Origin of the sequence: Microvirga sp. Mcv34, assembly GCF_024519725.1 — a bacterium.
GTDB lineage: Bacteria > Pseudomonadota > Alphaproteobacteria > Rhizobiales > Beijerinckiaceae > Microvirga.
Genome location: NZ_JALJRK010000030.1, coordinates 1 through 13,980, shown reverse-complemented (window position 1 = coordinate 13,980; position 13,980 = coordinate 1). Strand labels below are relative to the sequence as shown.

Annotated in this window: 19 protein-coding genes; 5 read left to right on the top strand and 14 right to left on the bottom strand. The window is 64.5% G+C overall.

The genetic code is table 11. The features are described 5' to 3' along the window. The first annotated feature begins 404 nt into the window (after nucleotides 1-404). The 4 genes from OC446_RS16490 (at nucleotide 405) to OC446_RS16475 (ending at nucleotide 3,791) form a co-directional block, all read left to right on the top strand. Entirely contained in the window at nucleotides 405-1,652 is a 1,248-nt protein-coding gene (locus OC446_RS16490; RefSeq protein WP_262030179.1) for a Glu/Leu/Phe/Val family dehydrogenase, read from the top strand. A gap of 19 nt (nucleotides 1,653-1,671) precedes the next feature. Then, nucleotides 1,672-2,481 carry a pseudouridine synthase gene (locus OC446_RS16485; protein WP_262030109.1) on the top strand — a complete coding sequence of 270 codons (810 nt, stop codon included), beginning with the start codon at nucleotides 1,672-1,674 and terminating at the stop codon, nucleotides 2,479-2,481. 111 nt (nucleotides 2,482-2,592) lie between these two features. Beyond that, nucleotides 2,593-3,270 (top strand): ankyrin repeat domain-containing protein, encoded by a 678-nt coding sequence (locus OC446_RS16480; protein WP_262030108.1) that lies wholly within the window; start codon nucleotides 2,593-2,595, stop codon nucleotides 3,268-3,270. 23 nt (nucleotides 3,271-3,293) lie between these two features. After that, nucleotides 3,294-3,791 carry a nucleoside deaminase gene (locus OC446_RS16475; RefSeq protein ID WP_262030107.1) on the top strand — a complete coding sequence of 166 codons (498 nt, stop codon included), beginning with the start codon at nucleotides 3,294-3,296 and terminating at the stop codon, nucleotides 3,789-3,791. On the opposite strand, the gene OC446_RS16470 is transcribed toward OC446_RS16475, so the two are convergent. The 14 genes from OC446_RS16470 to OC446_RS16405 form a co-directional block, all read right to left on the bottom strand. Beyond that, on the bottom strand, nucleotides 3,725-4,306 hold the full coding sequence (locus tag OC446_RS16470) for a DUF488 family protein (RefSeq protein ID WP_262030106.1): 582 nt from the start codon (nucleotides 4,304-4,306) through the stop codon (nucleotides 3,725-3,727). The two genes, OC446_RS16475 and OC446_RS16470, sit on opposite strands and share 67 nt — an antisense overlap. Nucleotides 4,307-4,313: 7 nt before the next feature. Further along, the gene (locus OC446_RS16465; protein ID WP_262030105.1) at nucleotides 4,314-4,754 is read right to left on the bottom strand and encodes a PAS domain-containing protein; all 441 of its coding nucleotides are present in this window, start codon (nucleotides 4,752-4,754) and stop codon (nucleotides 4,314-4,316) included. Nucleotides 4,755-4,794: 40 nt separating this feature from the next. Beyond that, nucleotides 4,795-5,271, bottom strand: coding sequence for a DUF2231 domain-containing protein (locus tag OC446_RS16460; RefSeq protein ID WP_262030104.1), 477 nt, complete (start codon nucleotides 5,269-5,271; stop codon nucleotides 4,795-4,797). A 152-nt stretch (nucleotides 5,272-5,423) separates the two neighbouring features. After that, entirely contained in the window at nucleotides 5,424-6,131 is a 708-nt protein-coding gene (locus tag OC446_RS16455) for an RNA polymerase sigma factor (RefSeq protein ID WP_262030103.1), read from the bottom strand. Between the two features lie 84 nt (nucleotides 6,132-6,215). Beyond that, nucleotides 6,216-6,764 carry a hypothetical protein gene (locus OC446_RS16450; RefSeq protein WP_262030102.1) on the bottom strand — a complete coding sequence of 183 codons (549 nt, stop codon included), beginning with the start codon at nucleotides 6,762-6,764 and terminating at the stop codon, nucleotides 6,216-6,218. Then, a complete protein-coding gene (locus tag OC446_RS16445; protein ID WP_262030101.1) occupies nucleotides 6,757-8,559 on the bottom strand; it encodes a family 1 glycosylhydrolase in 1,803 nt (600 codons plus the stop codon). Before OC446_RS16445 ends, OC446_RS16450 begins: the two co-directional genes overlap by 8 nt. Before the next feature lie 90 nt (nucleotides 8,560-8,649). Continuing rightward, on the bottom strand, nucleotides 8,650-9,078 hold the full coding sequence (locus tag OC446_RS16440) for a plastocyanin/azurin family copper-binding protein (RefSeq protein WP_262030100.1): 429 nt from the start codon (nucleotides 9,076-9,078) through the stop codon (nucleotides 8,650-8,652). A 98-nt stretch (nucleotides 9,079-9,176) separates the two neighbouring features. After that, nucleotides 9,177-9,596: a DUF5602 domain-containing protein gene (locus OC446_RS16435; RefSeq protein ID WP_262030099.1), complete on the bottom strand. Its 420-nt coding sequence runs from the start codon at nucleotides 9,594-9,596 to the stop codon at nucleotides 9,177-9,179. Between the two features lie 250 nt (nucleotides 9,597-9,846). After that, nucleotides 9,847-10,188, bottom strand: a complete 342-nt coding sequence (locus OC446_RS16430) for a hypothetical protein (protein WP_262030098.1) — start codon at nucleotides 10,186-10,188, stop codon at nucleotides 9,847-9,849. Between the two features lie 259 nt (nucleotides 10,189-10,447). After that, nucleotides 10,448-11,140 (bottom strand): CBS domain-containing protein, encoded by a 693-nt coding sequence (locus tag OC446_RS16425; RefSeq protein WP_262030097.1) that lies wholly within the window; start codon nucleotides 11,138-11,140, stop codon nucleotides 10,448-10,450. A 129-nt stretch (nucleotides 11,141-11,269) separates the two neighbouring features. Further along, nucleotides 11,270-11,674 carry a DUF488 domain-containing protein gene (locus tag OC446_RS16420; protein ID WP_262030096.1) on the bottom strand — a complete coding sequence of 135 codons (405 nt, stop codon included), beginning with the start codon at nucleotides 11,672-11,674 and terminating at the stop codon, nucleotides 11,270-11,272. 63 nt (nucleotides 11,675-11,737) lie between these two features. Continuing rightward, on the bottom strand, nucleotides 11,738-12,070 hold the full coding sequence (locus OC446_RS16415) for a carboxymuconolactone decarboxylase family protein (protein ID WP_262030095.1): 333 nt from the start codon (nucleotides 12,068-12,070) through the stop codon (nucleotides 11,738-11,740). Between the two features lie 100 nt (nucleotides 12,071-12,170). Beyond that, entirely contained in the window at nucleotides 12,171-12,497 is a 327-nt protein-coding gene (locus OC446_RS16410) for a hypothetical protein (RefSeq protein WP_262030094.1), read from the bottom strand. A gap of 30 nt (nucleotides 12,498-12,527) precedes the next feature. Next, the gene (locus OC446_RS16405; protein WP_262030093.1) at nucleotides 12,528-12,656 is read right to left on the bottom strand and encodes a hypothetical protein; all 129 of its coding nucleotides are present in this window, start codon (nucleotides 12,654-12,656) and stop codon (nucleotides 12,528-12,530) included. A gap of 288 nt (nucleotides 12,657-12,944) precedes the next feature. Here OC446_RS16405 and OC446_RS16400 point away from each other — a divergent pair. Then, the coding region (locus tag OC446_RS16400; protein WP_262030092.1) for a cbb3-type cytochrome c oxidase subunit I at nucleotides 12,945-13,980 on the top strand (1,036 nt) is incomplete at its 3' end.

Below are 13,980 nucleotides of genomic sequence, written 5' to 3'. Positions count from 1 at the left end.
ACACGCGCCTGAACGGCGCATGCGACAACTCAATGAATGCGTGAGAGAGATTTGATGCCCCGGAGCGCCGGCGACCACAGCGGGTCGAGCAGGCTCCTGGGGCTTACTGGCCTGCTTTGAGGCAGCCTGCATGCGCCAGAAGGCGAAGATTTTTCACGAGCGTAATCATGACACTCACAAGATAGCCCGATTGCCCGCGAATGCAAGGTTGCGGGCGCCGCACGCGTCCGCGCGGAGGGAGTAGGGCCCCTGCGGGGACATCTCCGGGAAGGCTGCTCCGGATCGACGCAGCCTTCCCGGAGATGTTGCGCTCCGGAGCGGAAGTCGCCATTAAGGCTTCCGAACGACAACCTACCTCATCTACATCACCGACACAGGAGAGAGATCAATTGCATGCAGCCTCCATGCTGGACCAGGCGCTGACACGCCTTGATGACGCAGCCCGGCACCTCGACCTCGACGCGGACGTTCTCGAAAAGTTGAAGTACCCGCGTGAGACCACGAAGGTCCGTCTGATGATCCGCATGGACGACGGCTCACGCAAATCCTTCATGGCTTGGCGCTGCCGCTATGACGACACCCGCGGCCCCACCAAGGGCGGCATCCGCTTCCACCCGCACGCAACAGCCGAAGAGGTGGAAACGCTAGCCTTCTGGATGACCTTCAAGTGCGCGGTGATGAATCTGCCATATGGTGGCGGCAAGGGCGCCGTGCAGGTCGATCCCCATACCCTGTCAAAAGCCGAACTGGAGCGGCTGTCGCGCGCCTACGTTCAGGCCTTCTCCAAGATCATCGGGCCCGACCGGGACATTCCGGCGCCCGACGTCTACACCAATTCGATGATCATGGGCTGGATGGCCGACGAGTATGCCTCCATCGTGGGCGAGGCGACCCCGGCGGTGATCACGGGCAAGCCCATCGCCCTTGGCGGCTCGCTCGGGCGTGACGACGCGACCGCCCGCGGCGGCTACTATCTTGTTCTGCGCCTCGCCCGGCAGCTCGGATTGGAGCCTGGGTCCCGGGTGGCGATCCAAGGCTTCGGCAATGCCGGCCAGCATATCGCGTGTCTGTTGGCAGGCGACGGATACAGGATCGTGGCCGTCTCCGACTCGAAGGGCGCGATCCATGACCCGGCCGGACTCGACATCGAGAAGTTGATGGCTGCCAAGAGGCAGGGTCCCGTCACGAGAATTGCCGGGACTGACGGCATCTCGACCCTTCCTCTTGACGATCTCGTCTCGGTCGATTGCGACCTGCTCGTGCCCGCCGCCCTGGAGGACATGATCCACGAGGGCAACGCCGCCGGCGTAAAGGCGCGCGTCGTTCTCGAACTCGCCAATGGCCCGATCACTCCTGAAGCCGATGAAATCCTGGCCGCCAAGAACATCGTTGTTCTTCCGGACATCCTGGCGAACGCGGGCGGCGTCACGGTCTCGTACTTCGAGTGGGTGCAGAACCGGCAAGGCTACTATTGGCCCGTCGAGGACGTGCATGCGCGGCTGAAGTCGATGATGGAGCGGGAAGGCGACGCCGTCTGGTCACTGGCCCGCGAGAAGGGCATTACCCTGCGCAGCGCCGCCTACGTGCATGCGCTCTCGCGGCTTGCAGGCGCCATCGAGGCGCATGGCACGCAGCAGTTCTTCACGAGCTGACATCCGGAACGGCACCATCATGAAACCTCCGCCCCGATTACGGGGCGCGGCTCGACCCCCGCGTCAGAACGGCGCCGTGGTCAGTTTGCCGCGCGCCTTGTCGAAGCTCGGGTTCTGCTCCCGCACACAAGCCGAGGCCCTGATTGCTGAGAAGCGCGTCCGCCTCGACGGCCGGATCGTCCGCAGCGTGACGGCTCGCGTCGATCCCGGGCGCGCCCGCATCACCGTCGATGGCGAGCCGGTCGTGGCCGAGCGCAAGGTCTACCTGATGCTCAACAAGCCGCGCGGCCTGGTCACGACCCGGGACGACCCAGAGGAGCGGGCAACAGTCTACGACTGCCTTGAAGGGCTCGATCTTCCGTTCGTCGCGCCCGTGGGGCGACTTGACAAGGCGAGCGAAGGCCTTCTGCTCATGACCAACGACACACGGTGGGCCCAGCGTGTGCTGGATCCCGCATCGAACGTCGAGAAGGTCTACCACGTCCAGATCGACCGCCTGCCGGATGAGGCAATGCTGGAACGCCTTCAGGCTGGCATGGTGCTCGACGGCGAACGCCTCGTCGCGAAGTCGGCCAGCCTGCTCCGTGTCGGCGCACGCAACGCTTGGCTCGAAATTGTTCTCAGCGAGGGCAGGAACCGCCAGATCCGGCGACTGCTCGACGCCGTCGATGCGGAGGTGCTCCGCCTCGTGCGGATCGATGTGGGTGGCGTGCGGCTGGGCGATCTGCCCAGGGGAGCGGTCCGGCACCTCACACCCGCCGAGAAGGCGATGCTGGATGTGCCGATCCAGACCGCCTCGCGCCAGCCCGGCCATTTCGGAGTTTGGTAAGGAATGCCGCGATCAATCGCCCTTCGCATCGTGCGTGCTCTTCCCAAATTGCGTGGCGGGCCAATATCCCGGACCAGGAAGGGTCGGAATGGTGTTGTGGACGGCACGACGATGAGACTGTTGTTCCCCGTCATGGTGTTGGGAGCCCTGCTGATGAGCACACTGTCGGGTCTTGGTTCGTCCGGTTCCCCTTCGCCACTCAACCAGCAACTCATCGCCGCCGCGGAGCGGGGGGATTCGGACGGCGTCAGGCGCGCCATGGGTGAAGGGGCGAGCATGGACGCCCGTGACGGCCGCCAGCGCACGGCCCTCATGGCAGCGGTCCAGAACAACCACGTTGCAACCGCGAGAGCCCTGATCGAGGCAGGCGCCGATGTGAACGCGAAGGACGAGATCAACGACAGTCCCTACCTGCTCGCCGGCGCCAGGGGGCATCTTGAGATCCTCCGCCTGACCCTCGCCCATGGCGCTGATCTCAGGAGCACGAACCGCTATGTCGGCACGGCGCTCATTCCCGCTGCCGAGCGCGGGCACGTGGAGACGGTCCGCACCCTGATTGAAGCGGGTGTGGATGTCGACCACGTGAACAAGCTGGGCTGGACCGCGTTGCTGGAGGCGATCATCCTCGGGGAAGGCGGGCCGCGGCATGCTGAAATTGTTCGCTTGCTGCTCGACGCGGGAGCGAACGCCAACCTCGCCGACCATGACGGGGTCACGCCGCTGCAGCATGCACGCCGGCGTAGCTACCATGGGATCGAACAACTCCTGACCGCGGCTGGCGCACGCTGAACCGAGAGACGAGGAGAAACGACATGTCCCCAGCCGAGCGCTTCCTCTGTGAAGCCATTGATCTAGCGCGCGAGAACGTCCGCAACGGCGGCCGCCCCTTCGGTGCGGTCCTCGTCAAGGACGGCGCCGTTATCGCCACGGGTGTCAATGAGATCCACACAACCCAAGATCCGACCACCCATGCCGAACTCCAGGCGATCCGCGCCGCAAGCCGGGCGCTCGGCAGCCCGCGCCTCGACGGCTGCGTCATCTATGCCAGCGGCCATCCCTGTCCGATGTGCCTGTCGGCCATGCATCTCACGGGCATCCGCGAAGTGACCTACGCCTATTCCAATGACGACGGCGAGCCGTACGGCCTGTCGACGGCGGCCATCTATGCGGAACTGGCAAAGCCGCTGGCGGAGCAGTCGCTCAAGATCGCCCATGTGCCCGTTCGTCGCGAGGACGGGGATCTCTACGAGCTGTGGCGCGACGCCGCCTCGGTCCCGCTTGACGGGTCCGGCGCCGGCAGGTCCGCGTAGACAATCCCGTCAGCGGTCAAACGGGCTGCGGGCGTCATCGACGCTGGCCCGATGTTGGCAGGTCCAAGGATGTGGAACACCATATGGCCGGAGGCGAGCAGGTAGTCGGCGATGATCCGGCGGTGGCAGCGCCACCACACCGCCTCGGCGCACATGATCGCCGTGATGTTCTCGCTGCCGAGGACGGTCAGGCGGCCAAGCCCCTCCCGGAACCGGTCCGTCAAGGCGTAGTCGGCATAGTTCCGGAAGCTCGTGTTCTCCCAATACTCATTGGGGGAGGACTCCAACTGGCGCTGCCTGCCGCGCAGGCCGCCGAGTTCGGCGATGTGCTCGTACCCGATCTGGTAGTCTGCAAGGCTCTCGGGCAGGGCGTCGCGGTTGAACTGCGGGTTCGTCCGGGAGCGCGGAACGGTCCGGACATCCACCACGAGGCCGACTTTCGCCTCACGGAGGATGTCCGCGAATTCCGGAATGGTGCGGGTGGAGTGCCCGATGGTGTAGAACGGGTTTGCCATTGCCGGGTCAATGCGGGCTTGGCGGTACGGTTGCCTCCGCCAACTTCTTCTTCAGGCCTCTGATCTCCTCGAAGCGGCTGGTCACGTCGCGCATGACGGCGGCGAGGCCATGCATTCGGCCCTGCTCGTCCTTGAGCGGCACGATGGTGAATTCCAGCGAGATGCGTTGTCCGTCTTTGCGGACGCCCGGCACTGACAGCAGGTCGCCCGCGCCGTAATGACTCTCGCCGGTTGCCATGACATGGCGGAATCCCTCCCAGTGACGAGCACGGAGGCGCTCCGGGATGATCAGGTCCAGCGACTGCCCGAGCGCCTCGTCCGCGCGATGGCCGAAGATCCGCTCGGCCCCAGGGTTCCACACCTGAATGATCCCGTCGCGGTCCGTCGCCACCACGGCGTCGGCGGCAGCCGCGAGGATCGCGTCCGCCGCAAGCCGGCTCAGATCCATTTATCCTCCTCCCGTACACTGGGCATGACGAGCCACCGGATCAGGCTCCCTGATCCGACACCCCCACCCGATGGCGGTAGACCATCTCCCACCCCCGCCAGCCAGTGTAGAGCAGGAGGAGAACGACGACGAGCGAGATGAGAAGCCCCATGGGCAGCACGGCAGCGTCGCCGGCCTCGTAGCGGCGATACCAGTTCCACAAGGACAGGAGGACCACGACGACGTTGCCGAGCATGTGGTGCCAGGCCGCCGATAGGCTGCGGATCCGCCGGTCGCCCAAGAAGTCGGTCAGGCCGGCAAGGGCCGCCAGGGCCGCCATGATGAGCGCGGCGCCCAGGAGGTAGAGCGAGGCCGTGCTCCAAGCGCTGTTGCCCGTGTTCCAGAAGAGCAGGTCACACACGAGGGTGGCCACGAGAAAGGCGACCGGGAACGGGATCAGCATCGGGTGCAGTGGATGGCCGGCGATCTGCGCGGTGCTTTGGGGATTGCGGTCTCGTACAGGGTTCTCGGCTCGCATGGCGTTCTCCTCGTTCAGCAGAAAGCTCCGCAGGGAATTTGTCCCTCATCATCCAAAGGCGTCTCAACCCCTTTGGACGGGGTTTGGCAGGGATTGGCGCGACGCGGGTCCCATGTCCGATGCCCATGAGGGTTCTGTCTTGGACAGCGTCATTATTCAGGGGGCTCCGACAAGCCGAGCCGTTCCAACACAGCCTTCGTGATCCGGGCACAGCGGGGGCCGGCGCACGGGAAGACGTCACTCACGGCAGAGGACAGCGTTCTGTCGAGAGATTGCCGCAGAAGACGCCGGGCGCGGTGGAGCCTCGTCTTCACCGTCTCGGCCCGCAAGCCCAGATGGGAGGCGGTCTCCTCGATGCTCATCTCCTCGATGTCCCGCAGGACAAAGACGATGCGGAAGGACTCGGGCAGTTCGTCCACGGCGCGTTCGAGCAGACGCCGCACCTCAGCCCGGGCGGCGGCGGCTTCTGGATCACTGTCCTGGCGGGCCGACGGCAGGTAGATCACGCGGGCTTCCCCCTGGTCGTTGATGGCATCGATATCCTTCAAGGCGATCATAGTGCGCCGCCGTCGGAGTCGTCCGAGTGCCTCATTGAGCGCAATGCGCGTGAGCCAAGTCGAGAGCTGCGCCTCGCCGCGGAAGCCGTCGAGATGGGTGAAGGCACGAACGTAGGTCTCCTGAACCACGTCCTCGGCCTCGGCATCATCGTGCAGGACGCCGCGGGCCACGCGGAAGAGGCGGCGGTTGTGCCTCTGCATGATGAGTCGGACTGCAGCTCCGTCCCGGCTTCGGGCCAGTGCCACCAGCGCCCCATCATCAAGCCCGTCCAACCGTGTTGCCGCGACCGTTGCCGTCTGCATGGCCAAGCTCCTGTTGCTGCCTATTAGATGGAACATCCGGACAAAGGTTCCCGGAGCGGACCAAGGACGGAAAGGGAAACCTTGTCAGTGCGGCGGGTGCCCGGATGGTGGGAGCGGCCGAAGCATCTGCGTCTGGGCAACCGCCTCCGGACCGGTGGACTGGAATGCGGAGCTTGGTCGGTTCTCCAGGCTGACGTGGAGATGACGGTGGATAGCTGGGAATACCACGCCCATCGCCAGCCCCCAGAGCAATTGGGCCAGCAGCAGCCCAGCGGCGGGATAGCCGTGCAGGATGGGCTGGTCCGGAAGCCACTGCAGCAGCGGGATGGGCCCGAGCATCCACAGGACGAAACCGAACGCCATCCCGAACAGCCATCCGCCCCGCATGTCGTTGGCCGCCCGCTGGAACAGCCAGCCGTACAGGATCCCGCCGAAGAGCATCAATACGGCATAGACGAGACCGGTAGCCACCGCGGACGTGCCGATAGCTCGGGCAGGTGCATCCAGGGACTGAAAGCCGGCTAGGACCGCAAAGGCCGGGATCGCTGCCGACACACCTGCGATGGCCCCTGCGAGAAGCGGCCGTTGGGTCGGACCGGCATCGAGGCCGTGGGCCTGCAGCATCCTAAGCATGGAGTCTCCTCACCTTTTGCGCTGCGATCTTTGACGCTTCGTCTAGCACCGCCTCGATGGATGGCGCCTCGTTGAGGTCGGCCCCGAAGAGGCGCACGAGATGCTGGTAGGCGAGGCCAACCGTTCGCGGATCGCGGTTGAGGTCGAACAGGCCGACCGGGGTGACGTTGCCGAGCGGCTCCCGCAGGGCAATGTCCCAATCCATCTGATCGGTGAGCGAGTACCAGGTGAAGCCCACGACCGGCACGCCTGCCTGGCGGATCAGCTGCACGTTGTGCCACTGGCGCCAGAGCCAGCGCGGCCCGTCGCGGGCGTCCATGCGGTTGGTCTCGGTGTGCATCATCGGCCGCCGGTAGCGCTCATAGTACTGGCCGGCAATGGCGTACCAGCCGAACAGCTCACCCAGCGTCTGCGCGCGGCCGGTGCTGTCGATGAGCTTCTCGTTCCACTCGTAATAGTCGACACCGAGGATTGAACGGCTGCGCACGTCCTGCTGCATGAACCAGGCATATTCCTCCGCTGGCATGCCGTGCTGGAGGAGGTAGGCGCGCGTGTCCTCGTGCACTGGACGGGCGTAGAGCAGGTCCAGCGGCAGGAAACGCCGCTCGTTCTCGAAGGCGGCGATGCGGCGGATCTCGGGATCGGGGCAGCACGGCTGGTAGAACTCACCGCTCTCGCTGTTGACGAACACGGCATCCGGACGCTCGGCCGCAATCGCCTGCATCATCAGCACGCTGGCTCTGGCGAGATGACGCACCGCCGTGACGAAGGCGCGCTCGTCCCGGCACTGTTCGTTCCACAATCCTTCGAGGGCACTGAGCTTGGCGCACACATACATCTCATTCACGGGCGTGTAGAGCTTCACCCACGGATAGCGCCGGGCGAACGCCCGGGCATAGTCGGCCAGCGCCTGCGGCACCTCCGGGTTCTGGAAGTTCTGCAGCCAGCCCGGCAGGCCGAAGTGGCACAGGTCCATGATCGGCACAATGCCGAGCCGCTGCATCTCGGCGGCGACCTCGTCCAGGAAATCCCAATCATATTGGCCGGGGCCGCGATGGATGAGGTGCAGGGGAGGACCGTAGCGTAGGTAGCGCAGGCCGAGATCCCGCACGAGGTGAAGGTCGGTGCGCCAGTGGCGGTAATGGCCGCAGGCCGCCATCTGGTCCATGCGCCACCGCCCGCCCTCCAGTGTGGGATAGCTGCACTCGATCCCGGTCGCGAACATGAACCGGTGATCGGTGGGCTCGGCAGCCGAGCTGACAGGCGGTCGTGCTCCGATGGTCCATCGGTTCAGGCGCGGCGCCCTATTTGCCCGGTAGCCGACAGGGCGGGTGTAGAGCAGGCCCAGAACGGTGCCCCAGATCAGATGGCCCGCCGCGATGGAGAGCGGCTCGTGCGCCCCGCCGCTCAACCCGAACAGGCCCGAGGAAGACAGATGGCCGCTTTGGACGAGCGGGTGCATGAGGTCGAACTGCGGATGCATGATGAAGATCGCCAGTGGCATCGGTACGAAGGCGAACACCATGCCCTGCAGAGCAGGACGGAGCGGCAGGACGGACCAGAAGAAGTAGGCGTAGAAGACAGCCCAAATGGCACCGACCAGCAGGTGGATTGCCATGCCGGCCAGCCAGGCTTCCCATGCCGGTGCATGGGGGAGGATCAAGGTCCCGAGCGTCATGACAAGGTCAAAGAACGGCATGCCGGCCCAGATCAGCAGCCGGGCAACGATCTCCCAAGCGATGGCTCCCGCCATGCCGGCGAGAACCGCCTTCATGTAGGCAACCGAGCGGATCATGGCGCCCTCATCTGCATCTGGCAGGGCCTCGGTGGCTGATTATTGGATGGGCGGGAACAAGTAAGGTTCCCGCCGCTATCGGAACCGGCCCTATGCGGGCCTGACGATGCCGCGGCGCATGATTTCGGCGACGGACGGGAAAGCGCGGAGAGCAATCTCGGGGATCGGTTCCCCGCCGGCTGCTTGTGCCGGCCCGCTGTCGATGGAAGACCTGTCCGGTTCGCCAACGATGATCCGCCCCACCATGCCGGCATGCTCGTGCGGAACACAGAAGAAGTCGTAGACGCCTTCATCCTTGAGCGTGACCGAGAAGCTCTCGTTCGGCAGCAGGTAGTCAGAGTTCCAGGGCTCGGCACCCTCAGGGATACGCAACGGGCGCTCGAAGTTCTTGGGATGGTAGGCTGTCGCGGTATGGGAATTCCCCGGGTCCAGGTTGACCCAGCGGATCGTCTGGCCCGGCTTGATGCGCAGGCCAATTGGGTTAAACCAGACCTGCGAGCCGTCCGCATTGCCCTGCATCCGGATTTCGACTGCCTCAGCGGCGAGTGGGAGCCGGGGCAGAGCCAGACCGGCGAGGAGACCCCCGCCGATCCGCAGGATGTGTCTGCGCGAGACCATCACTTTGCCGCCACCCGCTGCTCATCGGCCTTCGGAACATGCCACAGGACCACGTGCGCATGGGGCTTCTCGACCCCGGGATGGCCGGCGTTGAAGTAGACGTCGACGTGGTCGACCTTGCCGCCGGGGGCGGCGAGGTCGTCGAAGCGCTTGTCCTTGTTCGACAGGTCCTCGATGGGGAGCATGTAGACGGTGCTGACGAGGCGCCCGTCGCGGTCATAGGCCAGGAACGGGCCGGCCGGTAGGGTCTTGGGATCGACGTAGAGCTGGCCAAGGCCGGGCAGGAAGTCGGGTATCTTCACAAGTTCGCTCACCTTCTTGTAGGCACCTGTGGGCGGCGCCTTCTCGACTTGGTCGGCGGCAAGGGCCGGCAGGCTGAAGGCGGCAGCCAGGGCGAGCGTGGCGAAAGCAATTCTCATGGCATCCTCCGGTGACGCGCCGAGTCCATCTATGCCCCGCGCGTCCCCATTGGATGGGAACAGCCCCAAAAGGTTCCCGGCAAGAGCGTTCCGGAGCCTGTCATTTCGCTACACCACCCGGCTCCAGGAGGTACTGTGGCCGCGCTTAACACCTTGCCGAGCGGGCGGCCCAGATGCCGGTTGCGCCGGTGATGAGTGCAATGGGCCTTTGCCCGGTGGATGAGGTCAAGAAAGGGCTGCCATGCAAAGCTTACGTTCCCTGACTTTCACCGGCGCTCAACAAGCTGCCAGCCAGAAGCGCAGCATAGCAGATGGAGAAGTTCACAAGGGCGAGGGCATACAAACGGCTTGCCTGTTCAAATTCTAAAGTCCGCTCCGCCCTCAACCCGCGGCCAAGCCCGGCTCCTCCAAGGAGGCCGAAGGCAAGGACCGCTGTCCGCAGGTTCAGTCCGAGACTCTGGCCTCCGGACGCATCCATGATGATGCACACGGCCAGCACAAGAGAGGCTCTGGCAAGTGCCGTGAGCGCAAGGCCGTATAGAACCGCTTTGAAGTTCGGTGAGGACGTCGCTTCACCGCGAGCAGGCGTCATGTCTGCACCGCCATGTTCTGAAAGCCTGACGACGCCGAGACACCGAACCACTAGGGCCGAGCACCTGAAAGGACCGACACGTTTCAAGGCGCATGGGCGCGGAGGACTGCATCTTCAACAATAGCGGCTCCATGACAAGTCCGGGCGTTTCGAGGGGTAAAGCAGGACACATCCTGCTTGCGCGACCTCGTGGGTTGCGCCGGCAGCCACTTTGGCGTTCCTCAATTCTCCAGCGTTGAACAGAGTCACCGTGAGCTCCTCAGAAGACATAAGAGACGGGCGGTACCACTGAGAGGTGATCCTCCACGCCCTTCACGCCGGCCTGGTTCTCTGCAGCCAGGCGGATCGCGTGCCGCTCCTCGTCTGACTGGACGATGCCAAACAGGTGAACGACGCCATTCTCGACGACGATGTTCTTCGACAGGAGATAGGCCCAAGGCTGGCCTTCGAGTTCTTCGTTCAGCCGCTGCCTAATGATGCGGTCGGCAACATTCATCGGCTTCGACACGTCGGTGGTCGCCAAGACCTGAAGCAGGTTGCTTCTCGTCACGATGCCGACGAGTCTCCCATTCCGCAAAACCGGGACGCGCTTGATCCGGTGCTGCTCCAGGGCGCGGGCCGTGTCGGCGAGTGGCGTGGTGGCCAGGACCGTAACCACCTCTTCCGTCATGACGTCGCGGGCCGTGCGACCATGTGATTTGGCGTAGTGCTGAGCCAGTACCGTGGGGCCGCTGAGGAAAGTCTGCCACCAGGACCGGCGTTGTTCACCAGCCAATTGGGCATGCCCGATCAGATCGCCTTCGCTGACGATGCCCAGCAGTTGCTCGTCGTCTCCGACCACCGGAACCCCGCTGATATGATGGTCGCAGAGCAACTTGGCGATCTCGTGGATCGATGTCTCGGGCCTGACTGTGATGACGGCAGTCGTCATGACATCTGCAGCGGTGAGCATCTCTGCCTCCTCTGGGTGCGCTGACGAGAGGCTTTACGAGCTAGGCCGGTCATCGGCGCCATCGCTCGATAAGAAAGAGGGTATGAGTGGACGGGTTGCGTGACAAACGAATAGATTTGCCGGTTCCAATCACTTTCTTTGCACTTTGGCTGCCCCTCGATCCGCCAGGCCATGCAGGATAAAGCCCCGGAGGGCGACCGCGTCGTTGTGCACCTCGTCGCGGGCGGAAAACACGAGGGTAATCCGGCCCTTGCGGGCGCGGGCGCGCAACTCATCCAGCAGATCCTGGTGTTCATGCACCTCGGCGGCGAACCGGCGGCAGAATTCATGCCATCGGCCGGGATCATGCCCGAACCAGCGGCGCAAACCGGGGCTGGGGGCGATGTCCTTCATCCATGTGTCAAGGGCAAGGGCTTGCTTGGAGACCGCGCGGGGCCAAAGCCGGTCGACAAGGATGCGGGCGCCGTCATCGGCGGCAGGCGTTTCGTAAGCCCGCTTTAGCCGTACATTGGCGTTGGGAACCTCTGCGCTCATGGGAATGCTCCAGATGACGGTCCTCAGCGGCGGGCGCCACCGGAGCGCCTGATGACCGCCTGCCTATTGATCCTCGGACAATGAGGCGACCATGACCGCGGCATGCGCGTAGGCCGCTCCGGCCCGCATCTCGGCTGCGACCCAAACGGCCTCTATGAGTTCCTGCGGGGTCGCGCCGGCGCGCTGTGCCGCCTTCGTATGTCCCTGGATGCAATAGGGACACTGGGTGACATGGGCGACGGCAACGGCAATCAACTGCTTCGTCTTGGCGTCCAGGGCGCCGGCGGCGAACACCTGGCGTCCGAACGCCTCGAACGCGGCCTGCACGTCGGGTGCGAGCTCGCGGCGCCTGCGCGCCAGCTCGGGTGCTGGGTTCAGATAAAACTCTCCAGCCATGTTGGTCTCCACCCAGCCTGCAGTGCCTTGCCAAAAGCGTCGCGGCCGATGAGCCGTGACATCGCATGGCTCCCGAACTTGGTCGCCGCTGCGCCTCGTTTCACCCGGCAGCCATCCGGAGCGGCAAGGTCTCCCCTGGCCGTTCTTGGCCACAGATGGGAGCATCCCTATCGGGTGGCCTGCGGTCCTGATCGACCCAGGCCTTGAGATCCGACGGGTTGATCAGCTGGAACAGGTAGAAACCGTTGTAGTGGGCGCTCACCGCCGCCACCTGATGATCGAAACCCGACGAGCCGGGATAGTCCCTCACGCGTCCGACGAAGCTCCAGGGCGGCCCGGTGATGAAGGCGGGCACGGGCCGCACTTCCGGAACCGCGCAGATGAGTTCCGAACGGTCGGCGTGGCGGAACAGATTATAGTGGCACATGTCCTGGTCCTTTCTGTGGATTCGGTCCGCCTAAAGCGCGACGACGCACCAAGTGAGCAGGGCCAGCGAGCTGGCGAGAAGACTGACGGCCAGCCATCGTTCGCCCGTGTGGCTGTCGGAGATGGCCGTGGATTGAGCGGGCCTGGCATGCTGCATCATGACCTCCATCGTGCCGTGGACTGCCCAGTTCCGCCGCCGTCCCATCCGGGAGGAGGGGCGGTCTAGCGAAACGGTGCAACAATCCTCCCTCCGGCTCGGGAGCCTGGCAAACGAAATTGTTTGGTCTGATCAAGCAAAAGATTTGGAGTTCAAGCCGGCCGTGCCGGCTATGGCGCTCAGGCGCCTGACGGAGCATGGTGCAGGATCCCTGCCGATATCCAGCAATAAAATTCGTTTGTCACGGCTCCGCCCTTGCCCAACCCTGTCGCAGGTCTGGAGAGCGATGACATGCCTGAACGAGTCCACGGACGCGAACTCGATGCCGCGGCCCATGACGTGCATCCGACGTTCTGGCGCCGGTGGTTCTATTCCACGAACCACAAGGACATCGGCAGCCTCTACCTCATCTTCGCCTTCGCGGCGGGCATCATCGGCGGCCTGCTCTCCATCGGCATGCGCCTGGAGCTGCAGGAGCCCGGCCTGCAGTACTTCTCCAATCCGCAGGCCTACAACGTGTTCGTGACCGGCCACGGCCTCATCATGATCTTCTTTGTTGTCATGCCGGCGCTCATCGGCGGCTTCGGCAACTGGTTCATCCCGATCATGATTGGCGCGCCGGACATGGCGTTCCCGCGGATGAACAACATCTCGTTCTGGCTGCTCGTGGCGGCCTTCGGCCTGATGCTCTGCTCGCTGTTCACCGAAGGCGCGCCGGGGTCGACCGGGTTCGGCGGCGGCTGGACGGCGTACCCACCACTCTCAGTGGTCGGCCATCCTGGCCCGGCCTTCGACTTCGCGATCCTTGCCATTCATCTCTCTGGCGCCTCCTCGATCCTGGGTGCGATCAACTTCATCACCACGATCCTCAACATGCGCGCTCCGGGCATGACGCTGCACAAGATGCCGCTCTTCGCCTGGTCCATGCTTGTGACCGCGTTCCTGCTGCTCCTGTCGCTGCCGGTTCTCGCGGGTGCGATCACGATGCTGCTGACCGACCGCAACTTCGGCACGACCTTCTTCGAGCCGTCGGGCGGTGGTGACCCGGTGCTCTACCAGCACCTGTTCTGGTTCTTCGGCCACCCCGAAGTGTACATCATGATCCTGCCGGCCTTCGGCATCATCACCCATATCGTCTCGACCTTCTCCAAGAAGCCGATCTTCGGCTATCTCGGCATGGCCTACGCCATGGTGGCCATCGGCGTGGTCGGCTTCGTCGTGTGGGCGCACCACATGTACACCGTCGGCCTCTCGCTGCAGACGCAGGCCTACTTCGTGTTCGCCACGATGGTGATCGCGGTTCCCACCGGCGTGAAGATCTTCTCGT